The sequence below is a fragment of the Rossellomorea sp. GQ25 genome, from assembly GCF_059758515.1.
Genome location: NZ_JCAXEQ010000007.1, coordinates 76,908 through 100,393, shown reverse-complemented (window position 1 = coordinate 100,393; position 23,486 = coordinate 76,908). Strand labels below are relative to the sequence as shown.

The 23,486-nt window shown below is 41.8% G+C and carries 17 protein-coding genes; 16 read left to right on the top strand and 1 reads right to left on the bottom strand.

Annotation, left to right across the window (positions count from 1 at the left end):
* Positions 1 to 2 precede the first annotated feature (2 nt).
* The 7 genes from AC6CIB_RS20015 (at position 3) to AC6CIB_RS19985 (ending at position 7,644) form a co-directional block, all read left to right on the top strand.
* Positions 3 to 836, top strand: a complete 834-nt coding sequence (locus AC6CIB_RS20015) for a TlyA family RNA methyltransferase (protein ID WP_498283681.1) — start codon at positions 3 to 5, stop codon at positions 834 to 836.
* Positions 837 to 1,216: 380 nt separating this feature from the next.
* A complete protein-coding gene (gene ahrC / locus AC6CIB_RS20010) occupies positions 1,217 to 1,666 on the top strand; it encodes a transcriptional regulator AhrC/ArgR (RefSeq protein WP_044340153.1) in 450 nt (149 codons plus the stop codon).
* A 120-nt stretch (positions 1,667 to 1,786) separates the two neighbouring features.
* Positions 1,787 to 3,496 (top strand): DNA repair protein RecN, encoded by a 1,710-nt coding sequence (gene recN / locus AC6CIB_RS20005; RefSeq protein WP_498283679.1) that lies wholly within the window; start codon positions 1,787 to 1,789, stop codon positions 3,494 to 3,496.
* Between the two features lie 125 nt (positions 3,497 to 3,621).
* Positions 3,622 to 4,911, top strand: coding sequence for a SpoIVB peptidase (gene spoIVB / locus AC6CIB_RS20000; RefSeq protein ID WP_498283677.1), 1,290 nt, complete (start codon positions 3,622 to 3,624; stop codon positions 4,909 to 4,911).
* Between the two features lie 368 nt (positions 4,912 to 5,279).
* Positions 5,280 to 6,059 (top strand): sporulation transcription factor Spo0A, encoded by a 780-nt coding sequence (gene spo0A, locus AC6CIB_RS19995; protein ID WP_299738282.1) that lies wholly within the window; start codon positions 5,280 to 5,282, stop codon positions 6,057 to 6,059.
* Positions 6,060 to 6,146: 87 nt separating this feature from the next.
* Positions 6,147 to 6,398 (top strand): hypothetical protein, encoded by a 252-nt coding sequence (locus AC6CIB_RS19990; RefSeq protein WP_498283674.1) that lies wholly within the window; start codon positions 6,147 to 6,149, stop codon positions 6,396 to 6,398.
* Positions 6,399 to 6,909: 511 nt separating this feature from the next.
* On the top strand, positions 6,910 to 7,644 hold the full coding sequence (locus AC6CIB_RS19985; protein WP_498283672.1) for a glycerophosphodiester phosphodiesterase: 735 nt from the start codon (positions 6,910 to 6,912) through the stop codon (positions 7,642 to 7,644).
* Positions 7,645 to 7,657: 13 nt separating this feature from the next.
* Here the strand turns inward: AC6CIB_RS19985 and AC6CIB_RS19980 are convergent, their stop codons facing one another.
* On the bottom strand, positions 7,658 to 7,897 hold the full coding sequence (locus AC6CIB_RS19980) for a DUF2627 domain-containing protein (RefSeq protein ID WP_149157731.1): 240 nt from the start codon (positions 7,895 to 7,897) through the stop codon (positions 7,658 to 7,660).
* A gap of 133 nt (positions 7,898 to 8,030) precedes the next feature.
* Here AC6CIB_RS19980 and AC6CIB_RS19975 point away from each other — a divergent pair, with 133 nt between their 5' ends.
* The 9 genes from AC6CIB_RS19975 to AC6CIB_RS19935 all read left to right on the top strand — a co-directional run bounded on the left by AC6CIB_RS19975 (position 8,031) and on the right by AC6CIB_RS19935 (position 23,393).
* The gene (locus AC6CIB_RS19975; protein WP_498283670.1) at positions 8,031 to 10,100 is read left to right on the top strand and encodes a sigma 54-interacting transcriptional regulator; all 2,070 of its coding nucleotides are present in this window, start codon (positions 8,031 to 8,033) and stop codon (positions 10,098 to 10,100) included.
* A 136-nt stretch (positions 10,101 to 10,236) separates the two neighbouring features.
* Positions 10,237 to 11,145, top strand: a complete 909-nt coding sequence (gene yqiS / locus AC6CIB_RS19970; protein WP_498283668.1) for a phosphate butyryltransferase — start codon at positions 10,237 to 10,239, stop codon at positions 11,143 to 11,145.
* A 42-nt stretch (positions 11,146 to 11,187) separates the two neighbouring features.
* Positions 11,188 to 12,285 carry a branched-chain amino acid dehydrogenase gene (gene bcd, locus AC6CIB_RS19965; protein ID WP_148969571.1) on the top strand — a complete coding sequence of 366 codons (1,098 nt, stop codon included), beginning with the start codon at positions 11,188 to 11,190 and terminating at the stop codon, positions 12,283 to 12,285.
* Between the two features lie 136 nt (positions 12,286 to 12,421).
* A complete protein-coding gene (gene buk, locus AC6CIB_RS19960; protein ID WP_498283666.1) occupies positions 12,422 to 13,543 on the top strand; it encodes a butyrate kinase in 1,122 nt (373 codons plus the stop codon).
* A 19-nt stretch (positions 13,544 to 13,562) separates the two neighbouring features.
* Positions 13,563 to 14,987 (top strand): dihydrolipoyl dehydrogenase, encoded by a 1,425-nt coding sequence (gene lpdA, locus AC6CIB_RS19955; protein ID WP_498283664.1) that lies wholly within the window; start codon positions 13,563 to 13,565, stop codon positions 14,985 to 14,987.
* A 180-nt stretch (positions 14,988 to 15,167) separates the two neighbouring features.
* Positions 15,168 to 16,166: a thiamine pyrophosphate-dependent dehydrogenase E1 component subunit alpha gene (locus AC6CIB_RS19950; RefSeq protein WP_148969568.1), complete on the top strand. Its 999-nt coding sequence runs from the start codon at positions 15,168 to 15,170 to the stop codon at positions 16,164 to 16,166.
* Positions 16,167 to 16,180: 14 nt separating this feature from the next.
* Positions 16,181 to 17,164: an alpha-ketoacid dehydrogenase subunit beta gene (locus tag AC6CIB_RS19945; protein WP_498283662.1), complete on the top strand. Its 984-nt coding sequence runs from the start codon at positions 16,181 to 16,183 to the stop codon at positions 17,162 to 17,164.
* Positions 17,165 to 17,208: 44 nt separating this feature from the next.
* Entirely contained in the window at positions 17,209 to 18,528 is a 1,320-nt protein-coding gene (locus AC6CIB_RS19940; RefSeq protein ID WP_498283660.1) for a dihydrolipoamide acetyltransferase family protein, read from the top strand.
* Between the two features lie 512 nt (positions 18,529 to 19,040).
* Complete coding sequence (locus AC6CIB_RS19935) at positions 19,041 to 23,393, top strand: S8 family serine peptidase (RefSeq protein ID WP_498283658.1); 4,353 nt, start codon at positions 19,041 to 19,043, stop codon at positions 23,391 to 23,393.
* Positions 23,394 to 23,486 lie beyond the last annotated feature (93 nt).

Genomic DNA, 23,486 nt, shown 5'->3' with positions numbered 1-23,486 from the left:
TGATGAAAGTAAAAAAACAACGCGTAGATGTACTCCTGGTAGAACGAGGATTAATAGATACAAGAGAAAAAGCAAAACGAGCTGTCATGGCAGGACTTGTTTACTCCAATGAAGTGAGATTGGACAAGCCTGGAGAAAAAGTGAGTGAAGATATCCCGCTGACGATGAAAGGGAAAGTGATCCCATATGTGAGCCGGGGAGGCTTAAAGCTGGAAAAAGCTTTACAAGTCTTTGATGTAGACGTAAACGATAAAGTGATGATTGATATCGGGGCGTCTACCGGAGGATTTACCGATTGTGCCCTGCAAAACGGGGCAAAGATGTCCTATGCACTTGATGTAGGGTATAATCAGCTTGCCTGGAAGCTTAGACAGGATGAGAGGGTCGTCGTGATGGAGAGAACCAACTTCCGCTACGTCACCCCGGCCGATTTACAAGGTGAAATGCCGAGTTTCGCATCCATTGATGTGTCCTTTATCTCTCTTACCCTGATTTTACCTGTCCTGAAAACACTGTTAGTGCCTGGTGGAGATTGTATCGCCTTAATCAAGCCGCAGTTCGAAGCAGGGAAGAATCAAGTCGGAAAAAAAGGAATTGTAAGGGATCCGGCCGTGCATAAGATGGTAATCGAGAAGATTATGATGCTGGCTACTAAAGAAGGCTATCATATCGCCGGTTTGTCTTATTCCCCTATTACAGGAGGAGATGGGAATATCGAATTTCTGATCCATCTGAAATGGTCCGGGGATGCTGGTGAAGGCGAATCTTTCTTAAACAATACGCCGGATGAGGTAATTGAGGAAGCTCATAATCAGTTAAAAGCGAATACGCAATAAGGAATGTGCTGCTCTTCGTGGAAGAGCGGCTTTTCTTATTGTCCAGCTCCGGCGGCTAGGCCCTCGAGGTCATAAGTCGAACCCACAAAAAAGGCAAAGAACGCCTTTTGTGCGGATTCGCCTTATGCTTGTCGGGCCAAACCAAGCCGCCTCCGCTTTTCTTTTTGTCTAGCTCCAGGGCTTAGAGGCTCGAGTCATAAGTCAAACATGCCCAAAAGGCAAAAAGCGCCTTTCAGGCATGTTCGTCTTATGCTTGTCGCCTCTGTTCAAAGCCCTTCCGCTTTTCTTTTTTATTGTACTTCCATACAAAATAGGCTAACATAAGCGTAGAGGTATATTTATACAGGTTTTAATCAAATGTAAGAGGTGTATGTTCTATGATGAACAAAGGGCAAAGACATATTAAAATCAGAGAAATCATTACGAATAGAGATGTGGAGACACAGGATGAGCTCGTGGAAAGTCTTAAGAATGCTGGCTTTAATGTGACCCAAGCAACCGTGTCGAGGGATATTAAAGAATTGCATTTAGTTAAAGTGCCGTTGATGGATGGCAGATACAAATATAGTTTGCCTGCTGATCAGCGCTTTAATCCTCTTCAAAAACTTAAGCGTACCCTGACCGATGCGTTTGTCAAAGTGGACCAGGCGGGGCATATGCTGGTTATGAAGACTCTACCTGGTAATGCAAATGCTATCGGTGCTTTAATTGATAACTTAGACTGGGAAGAGATTCTAGGAACGATTTGTGGAGATGATACATGTTTGATCATCTGCCGTACTGAAGAAGAGACAAAGATTGTTTCAGAACGTTTTTTAGATATGCTATAAATTGTAGGGGCAATTCTAAATTAATGGGCTGTATTTGCAGCCCTTCATACAAAATCCAATAGGAAGCTTTTCTTTTAAATTGTTTGAGGGAAAAGTTCCTTTTTATTTGAGGTGAATGTTTTGCTACAAGAACTATCAATCAAAAATTTCGCCATAATTGAATCCCTCTCTCTTTCTTTTGAAGAAGGTCTGACCGTTTTATCAGGGGAGACTGGAGCAGGGAAGTCGATTATCATTGATGCCATTCACTTATTGGTTGGTGGAAGAGGATCCTCGGAATACGTTCGGCATGGGGAGAAAAAGGCTGAAATTGAAGGGTTATTTATTCTTGATAATGAAACGCATCCTTGCATTGGGAAAGCGGCAAGCTTCGGGATAGAAATTGAAGAAGGCATGATCATTCTTCGAAGAGATATCTCGAGTACAGGAAAAAGTGTCTGCAGGATCAATGGTAAGCTTGTGACGATTGCGATCATGAGGGAAATCGGGGCTTCACTTATTGATATTCATGGACAGCATGAGCATCAAGAACTGATGAATGAAAGCCTGCACCTTTCCTTATTGGATCAATTCGGCGGGAAAGAGATTGTCTCAGGTCTCTTGAGTTACGGAGAAGTATACAAAGAGTACCTTTCCATTTATAAGCAACTAAACAGGCTTAATGAGAACGAGCAGGAGATGGCGCATCGATTAGATCTCATTCAGTTTCAGCTGAAAGAAATTCATGATGCGAATCTGCAATTAAACGAAGATGATGAGCTTATGGAAGAGAAACGGAAGCTTATGAACTTTGAAAAGCTTTTTGAAGCGCTACAGACATCCTATGACAGCATTCAAGGCGAGAGAAAAGGGCTGGACTGGACGGGCCTTGCCATGAGTCATCTCGAGACAGCTGCAGAGGTGGATTCTCAATATGATAAGACCTTGGAATCTGTTTCGAATGCTTTTTATATGCTTGAAGATGCTGCTCAACAAGTAAGAGGAGAGTTAGATCAATTGGAATTTGAACCGAATCGTTTGGATCTTATTGAGACGAGACTGAACGAGATTAACGGTTTAAAGAGAAAGTATGGATCCTCAGTAGAAGAAATTCTCGCATATAGTTCAAAGATTGAAGAAGAAATTGAAACCATCATGAACAAAGATTCTCATGTAGAACATTTACAAAGTAAATTACAATCACTTGAGAAAGACTTATCATTAGAGGCGAGAAATCTGTCGCAAACAAGAAAGCAGTGGGCGAAAAAATTAACCACAAGTATTCATGAGCAGTTAAAGCAACTTTACATGGATAAAACAAAATTTGAAGTTCGTTTTGTAAAAAGTGGGGAAAATGAATCTTTTTCTTTCCATCATTTTAAAAAGGATGGTTGGGATACAGTGGAGTTTTACATATCCACCAATCCAGGGGAGCCTTTAAAGCCGCTGTCCAAAGTGGCTTCAGGTGGAGAACTCTCCCGCATTATGTTAGCTATGAAAACGATCTTTTCCAAGCATCAGGGAATTACCTCCATCATTTTTGATGAGGTGGATACGGGAGTGAGTGGTAGAGTGGCACAGGCGATCGCTGAAAAAATTTATCAGGTCGCTATTCATTCCCAAGTGATGTGTATATCTCACTTACCACAAGTAGCTGCGATGGCGGATTGTCACTTGTTTATTTCGAAAAAACTTTCAGGCGGCAGAACGAGCACAATGGTTAAACGTCTTGAAGAGAAAGAAAAGATCAAAGAAATCTCCAGAATGATTTCAGGAGTGGAAATTACAGATTTAACATTGGAACATGCAAAGGAATTGTTGCAGTTAGCAGGTTCCATTAAAGAAACATGAAAAGCTATCCAATTCGGGTAGCTTTTTTTCATGATTACCAGTTATAAATGTGGCTGTTAAAGGCAAAATTAAAACTGTAGCCAATAGTTAGTGTGTGTGGATTAGAAGCGAGGAGAGTGAATATATTGAGTTTAGATTGGTTAAGAAAATGTATAGGTGGAATTCTCCTTGTTTCGCTTTGTCTTATTGGTTTTTACAAACCGGTTCAACAATTTATCAATACTCCGAACTCTGTAAGGGTAATGGAAGGGGATCAAGTTGCTCTCCCTAAGGCTGCATCCGTTACGACGATGGGTTCGTCTGATAATCAACATGTTCAATTGAAAGAAGAGGAAGGTCAGCTCTCAATCCAAGGAAGTTCTGTAGGTAAGGATGAAGTGGTATTTGAGTTAGCTGGGTTACCCATAAAAAAAGTCGATGTAGAAGTACTGAAAGATTTCAAGGTGATCCCGGGTGGTCAATCCATCGGGGTGAAATTAAATACTGTTGGGGTGTTAGTCGTAGGTCATCACCTGGTTGAAACAGATGCAGGTAAGATGTCTCCCGGTGAAAAAGCCGGAATTCAGGTAGGGGATATGATTACAGAAATAAACGGAACCAAAATTGAAGAACTTGCGGATGTTGCTCCTTTTGTTCAAAAGGCAGGGGAAGAATCCCGTTCTTTAGACGTTGTGATAAAGCGTGAACAGAAGACCGTAAAAACTCAATTGCTCCCGTTAAAAGAAAAAGGGGAAAAAAACTATAAATTAGGGTTGTATATTCGTGATTCTGCAGCTGGAATCGGCACAATGACGTTTTTTGACCCGAAGTCCAAGAAGTATGGGGCGCTTGGCCATGTCATTTCTGATATGGATACGAAAAAACCGATTGTCGTTGAAAACGGTGAGATTGTTCATTCAGAAGTAACATCCATTCAAAAAGGGTCGGACGGAAAACCAGGTGAAAAATTAGCCCGTTTTTCTTCTGATCGCAACGTAATTGGCAACATTACCCGTAATAGTCCATTCGGGATTTTTGGTGAATTAAATCAATCCGTAGATAACGATTTAATGGATAAACCAATGCCCATCGCTCTTTCCCACCAAGTGAAAGAGGGACCTGCTCAGATATTGACTGTGGTAGATGGAAAAGATGTAGAAATGTACGATATTGAAATTGTCAGCACCATTCCACAGAAATATCCGGCAACAAAAGGAATGGTTTTGAAAGTAACAGATCCCAAGCTGTTGGATAAAACCGGTGGAATCGTCCAAGGCATGAGTGGAAGTCCCATTATTCAAAATGGCAAAGTCATCGGAGCTGTCACACATGTGTTTGTAAATGATCCTACAAGCGGCTATGGCGTTCACATTGAATGGATGCTGAGTGAAGCGGGAATCGATATTTACAAGAAAAATCATGACCGAGCAAGCTAAAAGTGTAAAACCCTTACTAAAGTCCCGATCGTGGGTGCTTATAAGGGTTCTTTTTTTTCTTACAATTGGTTTTGTGAAATCAACCACTCCAAGCTTTTGTAAGATAAGATTTAAGAAGAAGGGCATTCGAAAATAAGGAAGGTTTGCCAAAAGCACGGTAAGCTTGTTAAAATAAAGATTATTCGACAAACTGATGAGTAAATATCGAATAGGGTCGAAATATAAAGAAATCTTTAGAAAATCAAAGAAAATATATTATTTTCCAAGTTTTTTTCAAAAATAAAAGGAATTTAGGTTGCATTGTCGAAAAAGTAATTTAGAATAAAATTACAGAGATGAATTAATTAGGATTGAGGAGGAACCCTGTAGTGAAATCGATTAAAGTATGTGTTGTGGATGATAACCGTGAACTTACGTCATTATTGGAAGACTACATTGCTTCACAAAATGATATGGAAGTAGTAGGAATTGCTCATAATGGCCAAGATTGTTTAGATTTGTTAGAAGAAGTGGATCCTGATGTACTGGTATTGGATATTATTATGCCTCATTTGGACGGGCTTGCAGTGCTCGAACGACTTCGCGAAAAAAAGAGCATTCCTAATGTCATTATGCTGACAGCCTTCGGTCAAGAAGATGTTACGAAGAAAGCCGTCGACCTTGGAGCTTCTTACTTTATCCTAAAGCCTTTTGATATGGAAAATCTAGTGAGTCACATTAGACAAGTAAGCGGTAAATCAAACTCAATCATAAAAAAACCTTCCTCATCCAGAATGCATACGGAGCAGAAACCAAGAAATTTAGATGCAAGTATTACAAGCATCATCCACGAAATTGGCGTTCCGGCACATATTAAAGGTTACTTATATTTAAGGGAAGCGATTTCTATGGTTTATAACGATATCGAATTACTTGGTTCAATTACAAAGGTACTTTACCCTGATATTGCAAAAAAATACAACACTACAGCATCAAGAGTAGAACGGGCCATTCGTCATGCAATTGAAGTGGCTTGGAGCAGAGGGAATATCGATTCCATTTCTTCTTTATTCGGTTACACAGTGAGTATGTCGAAGGCTAAGCCGACAAACTCAGAATTCATTGCCATGGTAGCTGACAAGCTTCGTTTGGAACATATGGCTTCATGAAAGGGTAAAGACTAGTGCAATCATTCTTAACTGAATAGTACGATTTTAAAACCCTATGAGCCCAGGTGGATTCGTGGGGTTTTTGGTTTGGCTCTTTTCGTAAACGTTGTGGCTATTTTACAGAAGAAAGTAGTAGTTGATTTCCGCTGCAGGATGCTCGCTTTCCGCCGGGCGGGCGGTGAGCCTCCTCGTCGCTGCGCTCCTGCGGAAGTACGGGCGTGCCGAGACCCCGGAAGAGGAGTGGTTCCCCTCACCATCCAGCACACGCTTGTTGACAGAGCTCCAACCAGATCATATGTTACAAAACAACAATCTTTACGAAAAGAGTCTTTGGTTTAAAGATCTTCATCCGGAAATTTTTTCGTTTTCTCAGTAACAATCGCCTTTTTTTTTCAAAAGTAGGAGTATGCCCTAACGGCTTGTCCTTTCTTACATAAGATATAATGTAATGCAAAAACAATTAAAGGGAGGTGAGAGAATGGGATGCTTCCGTGATAGAGATGATGTGTTTGGTGCATTTGACAGAGACAGAGACAGAGACGACTTTAGAGTTCCTGTAAGAGCCTTTATTAGAGGAGAGGATTTCTGCAGAGCTGTACGCCGTTGTGACAGAGACGATATAAGAGGTATTGAAGACCGTCGCCGCAGAAGAAGATGCTCCTGGTTTTAATAGTTGTCAGCCTTACCATTGAAACAAAAAAATCCTGAGTTTCTCAGGATTTTTTTGAAAAGGTTTCATCCTTTGAGGAGATTTAAAATAAGTATATAATATGAGTAGACAAACATTCATAAGGATCGCTAAAGAATGTACATACAGGAATAGATTAACTTAAGAAAAGGGAGTGCACTCATGACGCTAATCTTTGCACACCGTGGCTCAGCCGGGACTCACCCGGAAAATACAATGGACGCATTTTATGAAGCTGAAAGAGTAGGGGCAGACGGTATTGAATTAGATGTTCAGCTAACAAAAGATGGAGAAATCGTCGTGATTCATGATGAAACGGTTGATCGCACAACTAATGGGAAAGGGTTTGTCAAAGACTATACGCTTAAGGAAATTCAAAAGCTGCAGGCGAATTTTAAATTTAAAAGTAAGTTGTTTAAAAAAAATCGTGTGCCTTCATTGAGGGAGGTATTTCAGTGGTTAAAGGGCAATGATATGCTTTGTAATATTGAGTTGAAAAACAGCATTATGGACTATCAGGGCTTGGAAGAAAAAGTGATCGGATTGATTAGGGAGTTTAGGTTTGAGGATCGAATCATCATTTCTTCATTTAATCACTATTCGATCGTGGCCTGCTATCGATTGGAGCCAGCAGTTGAAATTGCTCCGTTGTACTCATCGGGTTTATATATGCCCTGGATTTATGCGCAATCCATCAGGGCGAAAGCGATACACCCCAATTTAAAGGCTGCCCCCGATGAGATCATTGTAGAAGCCATGAAAAACGGGATAGTTGTCAGACCCTATACGGTAAATAAGATAGACCAGATGGAAAGACTTCTGAGTATTGACTGTTCAGGGATTGTGACGGACTTTCCTGATAGAGCAATGAAGTTAAGAAACCATAAAAAAAGCTAGCGTAGAAATTACGCTAGCTTTTTTTCGTGAATCGGGATTGTACTTTATTCCGCTTTCGATCACGGTGCAGAACAAATCCCGCAATAAAACCGAGACCGCAGATAAAGAATGCCAACCCGATAACGAATTGCAGCCATAAATAAGGAATGGGGGACTGCAGAATACCAAATAACATATCTCTCATCAATTTAATCCCCAGTGCTGCAAGTGCGCCAGGAATCAACATTATAATAAGGGCAATTAGTCGGACCATGAGGTGCATAACTCCTTTTTCATTTCCATACTAAAATTCTAACTCCAACTAGAAAATTGTCAAGTTTAGAAAAGTAGTGTAACATTATGTTTGTGAAAAAAATTGCAGGTATTGATAGTCGAGGTGAAAAATGTTGCAAGAGGTACTAATTGTCGGTGGGGGTAAAGGTGGAACAGCAATATTAAAAATCCTCCACGAAGCTTCTGTCATGAAAGTGATTGCGGTTGTAGACCTAAATGAAAACGCTTCAGGTAGTTTGTTGGCTAAAGAGCTGGGGATACCAGTTGGTACTGATTGGCGACAATTCCTGAATGATACTGTTGATATCGTCATTGAAGTGACCGGTGAACAAAAAGTGTTTGAAAATATAAGAGATAAGCGAGGGAAGAATACAGTCATTATTCCAGGCAGTGTTGCCTTTCTTATCTCAAAGCTTTTGGAAGAAAAGGAAGATCTCATCCATCAATTAACCAGTGAGTCGTTTAAAAGAGATCTTATTTTTAACTCGACAGATGATGGTATGGTGGGGATAGATGATAAAGGAAATGTGATGCTCTACAATAAAAGCGCAGAGCGGATGATTGGGAAGGATCAGAAAGACGTTATCGGGATGCATATCTCTGATGTGATTCCTGAGAGTAAATTAACCACCACGATGGAAACACGGCGTACTGAAATCAATCAAGAAGTGGTGTTAGACAATGGACTGAAGATCATTTCCAACCGTATTCCGATGATTACCGACAATGATGAAATCATCGGAGCATTTTCTGTGTTTAAAGACATCACGGAGGTCGTGAATCTTGCAGAGGAAATAACGAACCTCAAAGAAATCCAGACCATGCTTGAAGCTATCATTCATTCCAGCGATGATGCAATTTCTGTAGTCGACGAAGAGGGGAAAGGGATATTAATAAACCCTGCCTACACACGAATCACAGGACTCACCCAAGAAGAAGTAATCGGAAAACCGGCAACTGCAGATATTTCTGAAGGAGAGAGTATTCACTTGAAAGTCCTGCAAACACGAAGAGCCATCAGGGGAACAAGAATGCGGGTTGGTCCGAAACGTAAAGAAGTGATCGTTAATGTAGCTCCTATCATAGTGAACAATAAGCTCAAGGGGAGTGTCGGTGTCATCCATGATATGTCTGAGATTCAGTCACTCACCCAGGAGTTAGATCGTGCGAGAAGAATCATTCGGACCCTTGAAGCAAAGTATATGTTTGAAGACATCATTGGGGACTCAGAGGAAATGATGATTGCCGTAGAACAAGCTAAATTAGGGGCGAAAACGCCTGCGACTGTTCTTCTTCGGGGTGAATCCGGTACGGGAAAAGAATTATTTGCACACGCGATACATAATGCGAGTGATCGAAAGTTTAACAAATTCCTGCGGGTCAATTGTGCTGCATTATCAGAGAACCTATTGGAAAGTGAATTATTTGGATATGAAGAAGGAGCCTTTTCTGGAGCAAAGCGAGGAGGTAAACGAGGATTATTTGAAGAAGCCAACAATGGCAGTATATTCCTGGATGAAATTGGAGAGTTAAGCGCCAACACTCAAGCGAAGTTACTGAGGGTCTTACAGGAGAACGAAATTGTTAGGGTCGGGGGGACCAAATCCATCCAGATTAACGTACGGGTCATTGCGGCGACGAATGTGAATTTGGAAAAAGGAATTGCCGACGGTTCTTTCAGAGAGGATCTTTACTACCGGCTTAACCGAATGCCCATTCAAATACCTCCTCTGCGACATCGTAAATCAGATATTCCGCTTATTTCTGAAACCCTGATAACTAAGATCAACCAAGATTACGGTAGAAATGTTGAAGGGGTTACAGAGGAAGCGATGAACAAGTTAATGAATTACCATTGGCCGGGGAATGTTAGAGAGCTTGAGAATGTATTGGGAAGAGCGATTATCTTTATGAATTACAACGAAGTAAAGATTGCTAGCAAGCATTTACCTCAGCTGGAGAATACATCAAAGAGCCATCTTAAAGAGGTGGCCGCTGATCCATCAGGAACCATCAAAGATTTGGCCACACAAGTAGAACAATATGAAAAAAATATAATTCAGAAGGTTTTAGAGCAGAATAATGGTAACAAAACGGCAGCAGCCAAAGCATTAAGTGTTTCAGTGCGAAATTTGTATTACAAAATTGAAAAATATAACATTGAAATAACTAGCATGAAATAATTTGCGTGGTGTGAAATAATTTGCAGGGTTAATATGTAGGAAATGAAGCGTTTTCAACACTTTAATTGTTGGCACGGTTCTTGCATATAGTTTAATGGGAACATAATAACAGAAAAAAGGGGTTGAAACGACATACATGAATCTACAATCTTTGGTGGAAAAAGCAACCCAGATAGAAAACTCCACTGTAGCAGTTGCAGCTGCAGAAGATAAAGAAGTCCTTGGGGCTGTCGCAATGGCAGTTGAAAAAAATATGGCCAAATTTTTATTGTTTGGTGATAAAGAAGAAGTTCTCTCTCTTTTAGAAGAGGTCGCGCCACAGCTTCGATCACACGGTAACATTAAAATCAAGCATGCTTTTTCTCCACAGAAAGCAGCGGAACTTGCTGTGAAGGCTGTAAAGGAAAATGAAGCAAGTGCATTAATGAAAGGGAATGTTCCTACTGCTGTCATTTTAAAGGCAGTATTAAATAAAGAGTGGGGACTACGTACAGGAAATGTTTTATCACATGTTGCAGCTTTTGAGGTCGCTGGGTTCGATAGATTGACATTTATTACGGATGCAGCTATGAACATTGAGCCTGATTTGCAGCAAAAAGCGCAAATTATTGAAAATGCCGTTGAGATTGCCCAATCAATCGGTGTTAACCATCCGAAAGTTGCCCCGATAGCCGCGGTTGAAGTAGTGAATCCGGCCATGCAAGCAACATTGGATGCCGCTTCCCTTACGATGATGAATCAAAGAGGTCAGATTCGTAATTGTGCCGTCGATGGACCTTTAGCCCTTGACAATGCAGTTTCTCATCATGCTGCTGAACATAAAGGGATTGAAAGTGAAGTCGCAGGACAAGCAGATATCCTGCTTGTCCCGAATATCGAAACGGGTAATGCTCTTTACAAGTCCCTGATCTATTTTGCGAAAGCAAAAGTAGGGGCTGTGATTGCGGGAGCAAAAGCACCAATCGTGTTAACATCCAGAGCAGACAGTGCCGAAAGCAAATTATATTCATTGGCACTGGCTATATGCTCTGCTTCAAATAAATAATAAATAACATCAAACATAATTAGACTTTAGGGGGAAATAAAAATGAAAATTTTCAGCTATATGGAACAATATGATTATGAGCAATTGGTATTCTGTCAAGATGAAGCATCAGGGTTGAAAGCGATCATCGCGATTCATGATACTACTCTTGGACCTGCACTTGGAGGAACTCGTATGTGGACATACGAATCTGAAGAAGCAGCGATTGAAGATGCTCTGCGTCTTGCAAAAGGTATGACGTACAAGAATGCAGCTGCCGGACTTAACTTAGGTGGAGGGAAAACGGTTATCATCGGTGACCCTCGCAAAGATAAGAATGAAGAAATGTTCCGTGCGTTTGGTCGCTACATCCAAGGATTAAACGGTCGTTATATTACTGCAGAAGATGTTGGTACTACAGTTGCTGATATGGACTTGATTCATGAAGAAACAGATTATGTTACAGGTATTTCGCCAGCCTTTGGTTCTTCTGGTAACCCATCTCCTGTTACGGCTTATGGAGTATACCGTGGAATTAAAGCTGCAGCGAAAGAAGCCTTTGGTACAGATTCACTAGAAGGAAAAACAATCGCCGTTCAAGGAATCGGTAATGTTGCATATAATATGTGTCGCCATCTTCACGAAGAAGGAGCAAATTTGATTGTAACAGATATCAATAAAGAAGCTGTTCAACGTGCTGTAGATGAATTTGGAGCAAAAGCTGTTGATATCAACGAAATTTATGGAGTTGACTGTGACATCTTTGCACCATGTGCATTAGGAGCGATCATCAACGACGAAACCATTCCACAGCTGAAAGCAAAAGTCATTGCAGGGGCTGCGAATAACCAATTAAAAGAAACTCGTCATGGTGATGCGATTCATGAAATGGGTATCGTTTATGCACCTGACTATGTCATCAATGCAGGTGGAGTCATCAACGTGGCGGATGAATTATACGGCTACAATAGTGAAAGAGCGATGAAAAAAGTGGAACAAGTGTACAACAACGTTGAGCGAGTTATTGAAATCGCTAAACGTGATAATGTTCCAACTTACGTAGCTGCTGATCGTATGGCAGAAGAAAGAATCGAGAAAATGCGTCGTTCAAGAAGCCAGTTCTTACAAAACGGTCAACATATTTTAAGCAGACGTGGATAATTAGAAGAAAAAACGCTTTACTTCTAACAAGAGTAGAGCGTTTCTTCCCTGTTAATGCGAACATCGAAAAGATTAAGGGGTTATCTATCATAGGGGAAAAATTCTACGTACAAACATTACAATAAAAGCTACCCAAATGGAGGTAACAACAGTGCAAGAGAACAAACATCGAATATTAGTCATTAACCCTGGATCGACATCAACCAAAATTGGTGTTTTCGATGATGATCGATCTATCTTTGAAAAGACGATTCGTCATGATACTGAAAAGATTAATGAATTTCCAACTATAATTGATCAGTATGAATTCAGAAAGGATACCATTCTTCAAACGTTGGATGAAGAAGGGATCAACATTTCAAAACTAAGTGCTGTTTGTGGCCGCGGGGGCCTTCTTAGACCGATAGAAGGCGGCACTTACTTAGTGAATGATGAAATGCTGAAGGATCTTAAAGAAGGATTCTCAGGTCAGCATGCTTCAAACCTTGGTGGAATTTTAGCATTTGAAATTGCTTCTGGATTAAACATTCCGTCTTATATTGTCGACCCTGTTGTAGTCGACGAGCTACAATCACTTGCGCGTGTTTCAGGATTTTCACTCATTGAAAGAAAGAGTATTTTCCATGCGTTAAATCAGAAAGCGGTAGCAAGAAGAGTCGCAAAGGAACTCGGAAAGAAATATGAGGACCTAAATCTGATCATCACTCATATGGGTGGTGGAATTACCGTCGGTGCCCACCGTAATGGAAAAGTGGTGGATGTGAATAATGGTTTACATGGTGATGGCCCCTTCAGTCCTGAAAGAGCAGGTACTGTTCCAGCGGGCGATTTAGTTGACCTATGCTTCTCAGGTGATTATTACCGTGATGAAATCATGAAGAAACTAGTTGGTCAAGGTGGCTTAGTCGGTTATCTTGGAACAAACGATGCGGTAAAAGTAGAGAAGATGATCGAAAATGGCGATGAAAATGCCAAAGCCGTGTACGATGCGATGGCGTATCAAATTGCGAAAGAGATAGGCTCAGCAAGTACGGTCTTAAATGGTAAAGTAGACGCCATTGTGTTAACTGGTGGTCTTGCTTACGGTAAAGAGTTTGTAAAAGCGATAAGCAATCGAATCAATTGGATAGCAGATGTCGTGATTCAACCAGGAGAAAATGAACTGCAAGCTCTTGCGGAAGGGGCATTGAGGGTCTTACGAAGTGAAGAAGACTATAAGGTGTACCCTGGGAATGTAAAAGAAGAAGCAAGAGTATAAGAGCAAGGAGGACTCAAGATTGGCAGAAGAATATGATTTAGTCATTCTAGGGGGAGGCACAGGTGGCTATGTAGCCGCCATTCGTGCTTCTCAACTTGGATTAAAAACAGCAATCGTTGAAAAGGGAAAACTGGGGGGGACATGCTTACACAAAGGATGTATACCTAGTAAAGCTCTTCTTCGCAGTGCTGAAGTATATGCTACAGCTAAACACAGTGAAGACTTTGGTGTGAAAATCGATGGAGTAGAGTTAGATTTCACAAAAGTACAATCTAGAAAAGACGGGATCGTTGAACAGCTTCACAAAGGAGTTCAACACTTGATGAAACAAGGAAAGATCGATGTCTTTGAAGGACTTGGACGTATTTTAGGACCTTCTATTTTCTCCCCGATGCCTGGAACGATTTCGGTTGAAATGAACAACGGGGAAGATAATGCAATGTTGATCCCTAAGAATGTGATCGTTGCAACGGGTTCCAGACCTCGTTCATTACCGGGACTTGATATTGATGGAGAATACGTACTATCCTCAGATGAAGCGCTTTCACTTGAAGCTCTTCCAAAATCGATCATCATCGTTGGAGGAGGGGTCATCGGTATTGAGTGGGCTTCCATGCTTTCTGACTTTGATGTTGAGGTAACCGTTGTGGAATACGCTGATAAAATCGTACCAACCGAAGACCATGAAATTTCTAAAGAAATGCAGCGCTTGATGAAGAAAAAAGGCGTTAAAATCGTGACAAGTGCAAAGGTGCTTCCTGAATCCTTAGAAAAAGGGGACGGAGAGATAACCATTAAAGCTGAGCATAAAGGAGAAGAAAAATCCTTTACAGCAGAGAAGATCCTTGTATCTGTAGGTAGACAAGCGAACGTTGAAGGCATTGGCTTAGAGAACACAGATATTAAAGTGGAAAAAGGCTTTCTTGAAGTGAATGAATTCTTCCAAACGAAGGAATCTCATATTTACGCGATCGGTGATGTCATCGGGGGACTTCAATTAGCTCATGTTGCATCTCACGAAGGAATCACAGCAGTGGAACATATGGCGAATGAGAAGCCTCATCCCATTGACTATTCCCTAATTTCAAAATGCATCTACAGTAATCCTGAAATTGCAAGCGTAGGGATCACGGAGCAGGAAGCGAAAGAAAAGGGATATAACCTGAAGACAGGAAAATTCAGTTTCAGAGCAATCGGAAAAGCCCTTGTTTATGGTGAATCAGATGGGTTCGTCAAGATCATTGCAAACAAAGATACCGATGACATTCTGGGCGTGCACATGATTGGTCCGCATGTAACGGACATGATTTCAGAAGCGGGACTTGCTAAAGTATTGGACGCAACCCCATGGGAAATCGCGCACACAATCCACCCGCACCCATCGCTATCAGAAGCGATCGGAGAAGCAGCGCTTGCTGTAGATGGAAAGGCAATTCACTCATAGAAAAGCGGAGCCGACTGTTTTGTCCCGACAAGCACAATGGGGAAATCCCAAAAGGCGTACCTTGCCTTATGGGATTTATCCATTGTGACCTCGAGGGACAAGTAGACAAATAATTTCAATAGGAAAGGTAGAGAGCCTCTCTACCTTTCCAACCATTAGATTGTGTAGGAGGTAAACAAAATGGCAGAGAATCGTCATGAAGAGTTAGGACTTTCCAATGAGAAAGTATTAGAAATGTATGAAACCATGCTGCTTGCCAGAAAAATTGATGAGCGCATGTGGTTACTGAACCGTTCGGGTAAAATCCCATTTGTTATTTCATGTCAAGGTCAAGAAGCAGCTCAAGTTGGTGCTGCATTTGCTTTAGACCGTGAAAAGGATTATGTTCTTCCGTACTACCGTGACATGGGTGTTGTATTAACATTCGGGATGACGGCTCAGGAGTTAATGCTATCAGGTTTTGCAAAAGCAGAAGATCCAAACTCAGGTGGACGTCAAATGCCTGGTCACTTTGGTCAAAAGAAAAATAATATCGTAACCGGTTCATCTCCTGTAACCACGCAAGTGCCACATGCCGTTGGTATCGCTCTTGCCGGCAAAATGGAGAAGAAGGATGTTGTGACGTTTGTGACGTTCGGCGAAGGGTCTTCCAACCAGGGAGATTTCCACGAAGGTGCAAACTTTGCAGGTGTACATAAACTTCCTGTGATATTTATGTGTGAAAACAATAAATATGCGATTTCGGTTCCGATTGAAAAACAATTAGCTTGTGAGAAAGTGTCCGATCGTGCCATTGGATATGGAATGCCTGGAATCACGGTTGATGGAAATGACCCAATCGAAGTTTATAAAGCGGTCAAAGAAGCAGCGGATCGTGGCCGTCGTGGTGAAGGTCCAACCCTTGTTGAAACAGTTTCTTATCGTTTAACTCCTCACTCTTCTGATGATGACGATCGAAGCTATCGATCTCCCGACGAAGTGGCAAAAGCGAAAACAAACGATCCAATCATCACGTTTGGTGCTTACCTGAAAGAGACAGGCGTTATGAACGATGACATTGAGAAAGAAATCAATGATCGCATTATGAAGCTCGTGAACGAAGCAACGGATTATGCAGAAAACGCTCCATATGCTGAAGCAGAATCAGCGATGAAGTATGTTTATGCAGAAGAGAAGTAAGGGGGAATTCAATCATGCCAGTAATTTCATACATTGATGCCGTAACAATGGCCATTAGAGAAGAAATGGAACGTGATGAGAAAGTATTCGTTCTTGGAGAAGACGTAGGGAAAAAAGGTGGAGTATTCAAAGCGACTCACGGATTGTATGATCAATTTGGAGAAGACCGTGTCATCGATACACCACTTGCAGAATCAGCTATTGCAGGAGTTGGAATCGGAGCTGCCATGTATGGTATGAGACCGATTGCAGAAATGCAGTTCGCTGATTTTATCATGCCTGCTGTGAACCAAATCATTTCTGAAGCATCACGAATTCGTTATCGCTCGAATAATGATTGGAGCTGTCCGATGGTTATTCGTGCTCCATACGGTGGTGGAGTTCACGGAGCACTTTATCACTCTCAATCCGTTGAAGCTGTTTTCGCTAATCAGCCAGGATTGAAAATAGTGATGCCTTCTACTCCATATGATGTGAAAGGCTTGCTGAAAGCGGCGATCCGTGACGAAGATCCAGTATTATTCTTCGAACACAAACGTGCTTACCGTCTAATTAAAGGAGAAGTACCCGAGGATGATTATACTCTTCCAATCGGAAAAGCAGACGTGAAGCGTGAAGGGGAAGACATCACAGTCATCACTTACGGCTTGTGTGTTCACTTTGCACTTCAAGCAGCAGAAAAGCTTGCGCAAGATGGAATTGAAGCGCACATCTTAGATTTACGCACGATCTATCCATTAGATAAAGAGGCGATCATTGAAGCAGCTTCTAAAACAGGTAAAGTGCTGCTCGTGACAGAAGACAATAAAGAAGGAAGCATCATGGGTGAGGTTTCTGCGATTATCGCTGAAAATTGTTTATTTGATCTTGATGCTCCAATCAAACGCCTTGCTGGTCCTGACGTTCCTTCAATGCCATATGCACCAACAATGGAAAAATACTTTATGATTAACCCGGACAAAGTAGAAAAAGCAATGCGTGAACTTGCAGAATTTTAATCATAATAAATACCAATTAAACGCACAGTAAGGAGGGTTCCTCATTGGGTATTGAAAATATGAAAATGCCTCAGCTAGGGGAAAGTGTTACAGAAGGTACAATAAGTAAATGGTTGGTGTCACCTGGTGATACCGTCAATAAATATGATCCGATTGCAGAAGTTCAAACGGATAAAGTAAATGCAGAGGTACCATCATCCTTTACGGGTACCATTAAAGATTTAATTGCTGAAGAAGGAGACACGCTTGAAGTCGGAGAAATCATTTGTTCGATTGAAGTGGAAGGTGGCGGTTCTGCACCTGTTGAAGAAACTCCGAAAGAAGAGCCTAAGAAGCCAGCGGATGAAACACCTCAAACAGCACCTAAAACGAAGGCTCCAAGTAAAGATAGTGGGAATAAAGCAAGGTATTCTCCAGCAGTATTAAAGCTATCTCAAGAGCATGACATTGATCTGAATCAAGTGGAAGGCACTGGAAATGGCGGCCGCATCACTCGTAAAGATCTAAAGAAGGTCATTGAGTCAGGTAATATTCCAAAAGCAGGAGAGGCTCCGGCGCCTAAGGCTGAAGCCGAGGCTCCTCAGCAAGCGCCTGTGAAAGAGCAAGCAGTTCAACAACCAGCCAAGCAATCGGCATCTGCAGCGAACGTTCCAGTTGTACCTGGTGATATTGAAATCCCGGTTTCCGGAATTCGTAAAGCCATCGCATCCAACATGGTTCGTAGCAAGCATGAAGCTCCTCACGCATGGACGATGATGGAAGTGGATGTTACAAACCTTGTTGACTACAGAAACTCACTTAAAACGGATTTTAAGCAACGTGAAGGTTTTAATCTGACATTCTTCGCATTCTTTGTGAAAGCTGTAGCGCAAGCTCTTAAAGAGTATCCGCAAATCAACTCTATGTGGGCTGGGGACAAGATTATTCAGAAGAAAGACATCAATCTTTCCATTGCAGTGGCCACAGATGATGCACTCTATGTACCTGTGATCAAAAATGCAGATGAAAAGACGATCAAAGGAATTGCAAGAGAAATTACTGAGCTTGCCGGAAAAGTCCGCAGCGGTAAATTAACTTCTCAAGATATGCAGGGAGGCACATTTACGGTTAATAACACTGGGTCATTTGGTTCAGTACAATCGATGGGGATCATTAATTATCCTCAAGCAGCAATCCTTCAAGTGGAATCGATTGTGAAGCGTCCGGTTGTCATGAACAACGGAATGATTGCAGTTCGTGATATGGTGAACCTGTGTATGTCGCTTGATCACCGTGTTCTTGACGGATTGGTATGCGGTAGATTCTTGCAGCGGGTGAAAGAAATCTTAGAAAACACATCAAAAGAAAACACATCTGTATATTAATAGTGACAAGGACTGACCCTGGGTGGTTAGTCCTTGTTTTTTTCTGCTTATGGATAGAAAGGTCTATAAAAACAAAATGGTAGGCCCAAGGATTCAGTAAATGAAGGGAAATTATAACTGGAAGAATATTCTAATGGAAATATATTTACTATATATAGGTCGTTTTTCAAGTGCCTTCAAGAAAAAATTTCTCCTATGCCTTCTCTCTCATTTATTTCTTACTTGATCTGAAATAGTTGGAGTACCACATCCTTTTAACCTATGAGATGTGCATTGTAATCCAGGATATTCCTGGAGTTATATTATCTGTGTGACTAAATGCATACTTGCAATAAGGGAGAGTGTGACTTTTCTATTAATTTCTGAATATTCAGATTTAATTCGACATAATTTTACAACATTTTGCATCTTCAATTGGTTATCTTTGGTTTAATACCTACTTTTTACCAAGTAGTGAACCGGGGAGGTGTCGGGTTTACTGAAGGAATCAAAAATTACTGGGAGGGAATTAGATGACAGGTAGAAAGCGTAAGGCAAGATGGTTATCCATTGTACTCACCTTAGTAATGTTTGTCCCATTACTGTTTCCATTCAATGCAGGGGCAGCGAATACCTCACAATCAGCTCTGGCTAAAGAAAAACCATCCACTTCAGCAAGCGAAAGCGCAAAGGTAAGTCCACAATCAAAGATCACATCAAAACTACATGATCAATTCAAGAAAGATAAGCATGTCACATACTTAGTGAAGTTCAAGGAGCAGCTTGATACAAAGGCTGTAGCTAAGAAGGCGACTGAAAAAGCGAAAAAGCAGAAGCTGTCTGCTAACAGCAAAAAATTACTCAAACGAAATATGGTCGTTTCCGAGCTTCGTGCCACGGCCCTTGAATCTCAAGCAGAAGTGAAAGAATACTTAACGAAACAGAAGAAGTCCGGTGCAGTAAAAGAAATAAAAGACTTCTATGTTGTAAACGGAATGGCTGTTAACTCCACAAAAGAGGTAATGGATAAAATTTCAACATTTGCTGAAGTTGAGAAAATCTTACCGAATGAAACGCGTCAACTCATTCAACCGGCAAAAGCTGTAGGTTCAACTGCAAGTGTTGCAGAAAAAGAAGTCCAAAACAGTCCGGCATCCATTGAATGGAATATCGACAGGGTTGGTGCACCGGCGGTTTGGGATATGGGAATTGATGGAGCAGGAACCGTTGTAGCATCGATTGATACAGGTGTTCAATGGAATCATCCGGCTTTACAGGAACAATACAGAGGATATGACCCTCAAAATCCTGATGCCCCTGATCATGAGTTTAGCTGGTTTGATGCAACAGCCGGGCAAAATGCGCCTTATGATGATCAAGGACACGGTACGCATGTTACAGGAACAATGGTTGGTTCTGAACCTGACGGCAGCAATCAGATCGGCGTCGCCCCGGGAGCCAAGTGGATTGCTGTAAAAGCATTCACGGCTGATGGAGGAACAGATGTTGATTTATTAGAAGCGGGAGAATGGATCCTTGCTCCTAAGGATGCTGAGGGCAACCCGCATCCGGAGATGGCTCCAGATGTTGTCAATAACTCATGGGGTGGCGGTGCCGGTCTTGACGAGTGGTACCGTGATATGGTGAACGCCTGGAGAGCGGCCGAAATATTCCCTGAGTTTTCTGCTGGTAATACAACATTATTTAATCCTGGTGGCCCGGGTTCAATTGCTACACCTGCAAATTACCCTGAGTCATTTGCAACAGGCGCCACTGATATTGATAACAACCTTGGAAGTTTCTCACTACAAGGTCCTTCTCCTTACGAGGAAGTTAAACCTGAAATATCCGCACCGGGAGTGAATATTCGATCTTCAGTACCAGGAAGTAACTACGAAGGTGGATGGAATGGTACATCAATGGCCGGTCCCCATGTCTCTGCAGTTGCAGCATTGTTGAGACAAGTAGATGCAAGTTTGACGGTTGACGAAATGGAAGAAATCTTAATGTCAACTGCTGTTCCATTGACTGACGGTGCCTTCCCTGAAACGCCTAATAATGGATATGGTCATGGATTGGTTAACGCATTCGATGCCGTTTCATCCGTAATGAGCGGAATTGGAAAAGTAGAAGGGCAAGTTTCAAAAGAAGGGGATGACTCTGAAGCGCCAGTAATCAGTCATGAAGCCCCTGGTGAAGCATTTGAGGGAATGAATCTGCCACTACAAGCTGAAGCAAGTGATAATGTGAGCGTTACGAATGTTTCATTACATTATCAAAATCAGGAGGGTGCTTGGGAATCTGTTGAAGCAACAAGATCCGCAGGCGACTATACATCAGGAACTTATGAGGCAACCATTCCTGGAGAAGCACTGACAGGAGATAGTGTTACTTATAAATGGGTGGCAATGGACTTTGGCGGAAATGAAGTAGAAACGGATGCTTATTCTGTCACTCTTCTTCCAGGAATCACTATTGGATATGAGCAGGACTTTGAGTCTTCTCCAAGTGGCTGGAATTCTTATGGGCCAGGAAACAGCTGGGAGTGGGGTGTACCTGTAAATGGTCCAGGGGCAGCTACTTCTGGAGAAAAGGTATATGCAACAAGTCTGGATGGTACTTATGACAACAGTGCCAACATGTCGCTGCAAATGCCTCCGATCGATTTGCCTGAAGGGAATAGTTTCTTGCAATTTAAGCAGTGGCATGAGCTTGAAAGAAACTATGATTATGGTCATGTGTTTGTATCCACTGATGGTGAAGAGTGGACGCAAGCGCTTCGTGTCAATGGGAATACGGATGGCTGGATCGACGGGGAAGTGGATCTAAGTCAATATGCGGGTCAGCGAATCTACATCGCTTTCAATGTTACATCAGATGGAAGTGTTGTAAAGCAGGGCTGGTACGTAGATGATGTGAAACTAAGTGGGGAATCGATTCTTCCAGCTAATAAGATGAACCTTGGATTGAAATCGAAGGATGAGAGGTCATCATCTGTTTCAAAGAAACCGAGTGTAAATCCGAATAATATCAAAATGGCTAAACATGTAAGCAAAGAAACTCCGGTAGAAGGAAACGTACCCGGGCCAGTGCTACTTCCATTGCAAGCAGAAGTAAGTGTACTGGAAACTGGACGTTCGGTATATACGAATCCTGCCAATGGATCGTACGAAATGACTCATGCAGCCGGTGAGTTTACGCTACAAGCATCAACCTATGGTTTCAGATCAGAAACACAAAGTGTAACGATTGAAGCAGATCAAACATCTAACGCCAATTTTACTCTTGAAGAAATTCCTCAAGGAAATATTACGGGAACTGTCACAAATGAAATTTCTGGAGAACCGGTTGAGGGAGCTACTGTCTTCTTACTTGAAGATGCAGTTGTGGAGCCGGTAGAAACGAATGAAAATGGTGAGTATGAACTGGAGGCATATGAAGGTGAGTACACCCTTAAAGTAGTTGCACCTTACTACTATAGTAAGGAAACGACTGTAACGGTTGAAGGTGGAGAAGTCACAAACGCCGATGTTTCATTAGAGCCTTTCATCGGGTATCCTGGTGAAATTGGTTACGATGATGGAACAGCAGAAAACGCCCGTGCATTCTATGATGCAGGCAATGGCTGGGCTGTGAAAATGTCTCTTGAAGAAGGTAATGAAACAGCGTTGGTTACAGGTGGGCTATTCCGCTTCTGGGATACAGAATGGCCAGTACCAGGTGGAACAGAATTCCAAGTTGCCGTTTATGATGCATCTGGTCCTGATGGGACGCCAGGTAAGAAAGTAGCCGGTCCGTTTGATGGAACTGCTTTACGTAACGGGGAATGGACACATGTAGATCTAAGCCAGCATGGCATTATGGTAGACGGTGATTTCTACATGGTTTACATTCAATCAGCTCCAAATCCGAATGCGCCAGGACTTGGAACAGACGAAGATGGCGATTATGCAGCCAGAAGCTGGCAATTTGTTGGAGGTGCATGGTCACAAGCACCAGAAGAGGAAGGGAACTATATGATTCGTGCAACAGTGAATTATGAAGTGACTGCACCAATCATCACATCACCGAAAGATGGATCATTTACAAATAAGGATTCGGTTACCGTTGAAGGGACTTCTGCCCCGACCACAACGGTTCACCTCTTTAATGGTGACGAAGAAGTGGCAACAGCAGAAACGATGGAAGATGGTACCTTCTCTGCAGATGTTTCATTACATGATGGAGAGAATTCGATTACAGCCAAAGCAGCAACCGAGCAAGGGATGACAGGAACAACTGAGCCTGTAACCATCACCCTTGATCAAGTGAAGCCTGAGCTTGCCATCACGTCTCCGAAAGAAGGCATGAAAACGAATCGTGAAGCCATTACCGTAGAAGGAACGATTGCCGATGAAAACCTCGATTGGGTAAAAGTAAATGGCGAGAAAGCTTCTGTAAGTGATGGACAGTTCAGTCATAGAATGCTTCTGAATGAAGGAGAAAATGTCGTCCAGGTAGTAGCAAAAGATAAAGCTGGAAACAAAAAGAAACAAAGAGTAACAGTCTTTGCTAAATTTGGTGACATCGCTGTTGAAAATCTTCTTCCTGCTGAAGATAAAGAGCTGAAGAAGGGTGAATCGGTTAAAATCGAATTTGACAGTGAGCCTGGTTTAGATGCCACATTTGTTATCCAAATGCCACTGACAAATGCGCGTTCACAAGTAACAAACGCAAATGAGCTTTCAATGATGGAAACATCGGAAGGTCACTACGTCGGTTATTATACAGCCACTTCAAATGTAAAAGCACCTGGAGCACTTATTGAAGTGAAGATTTCCGATGATTATGGGAATGTCACAACAAAACGTGCAGAAGGTAAATTGTATATCAATACAAAAAAATAAACCTTAAAGGAAGAAGAGTCGACCCCGTCGACTCTTCTTTCTTTTTTTACACATTTCCCAGAGTGATTGAAGTAATACGTTTTTTTTTATATA

Coding starts and splice junctions, on each gene's coding strand:
- AC6CIB_RS19950 (WP_148969568.1), top strand. CDS start 15,168: ATGGCAGAGAATCGTCATGAAGAGTTAGGACTTTCCAATGAGAAAGTA.
- bcd (WP_148969571.1), top strand. CDS start 11,188: ATGAAAATTTTCAGCTATATGGAACAATATGATTATGAGCAATTGGTA.
- AC6CIB_RS19985 (WP_498283672.1), top strand. CDS start 6,910: ATGACGCTAATCTTTGCACACCGTGGCTCAGCCGGGACTCACCCGGAA.
- AC6CIB_RS19935 (WP_498283658.1), top strand. CDS start 19,041: ATGACAGGTAGAAAGCGTAAGGCAAGATGGTTATCCATTGTACTCACC.
- AC6CIB_RS19980 (WP_149157731.1), bottom strand. CDS start 7,897: ATGGTCCGACTAATTGCCCTTATTATAATGTTGATTCCTGGCGCACTT.
- buk (WP_498283666.1), top strand. CDS start 12,422: ATGGAGGTAACAACAGTGCAAGAGAACAAACATCGAATATTAGTCATT.
- AC6CIB_RS20015 (WP_498283681.1), top strand. CDS start 3: ATGAAAGTAAAAAAACAACGCGTAGATGTACTCCTGGTAGAACGAGGA.
- yqiS (WP_498283668.1), top strand. CDS start 10,237: ATGAATCTACAATCTTTGGTGGAAAAAGCAACCCAGATAGAAAACTCC.
- AC6CIB_RS19945 (WP_498283662.1), top strand. CDS start 16,181: ATGCCAGTAATTTCATACATTGATGCCGTAACAATGGCCATTAGAGAA.
- ahrC (WP_044340153.1), top strand. CDS start 1,217: ATGAACAAAGGGCAAAGACATATTAAAATCAGAGAAATCATTACGAAT.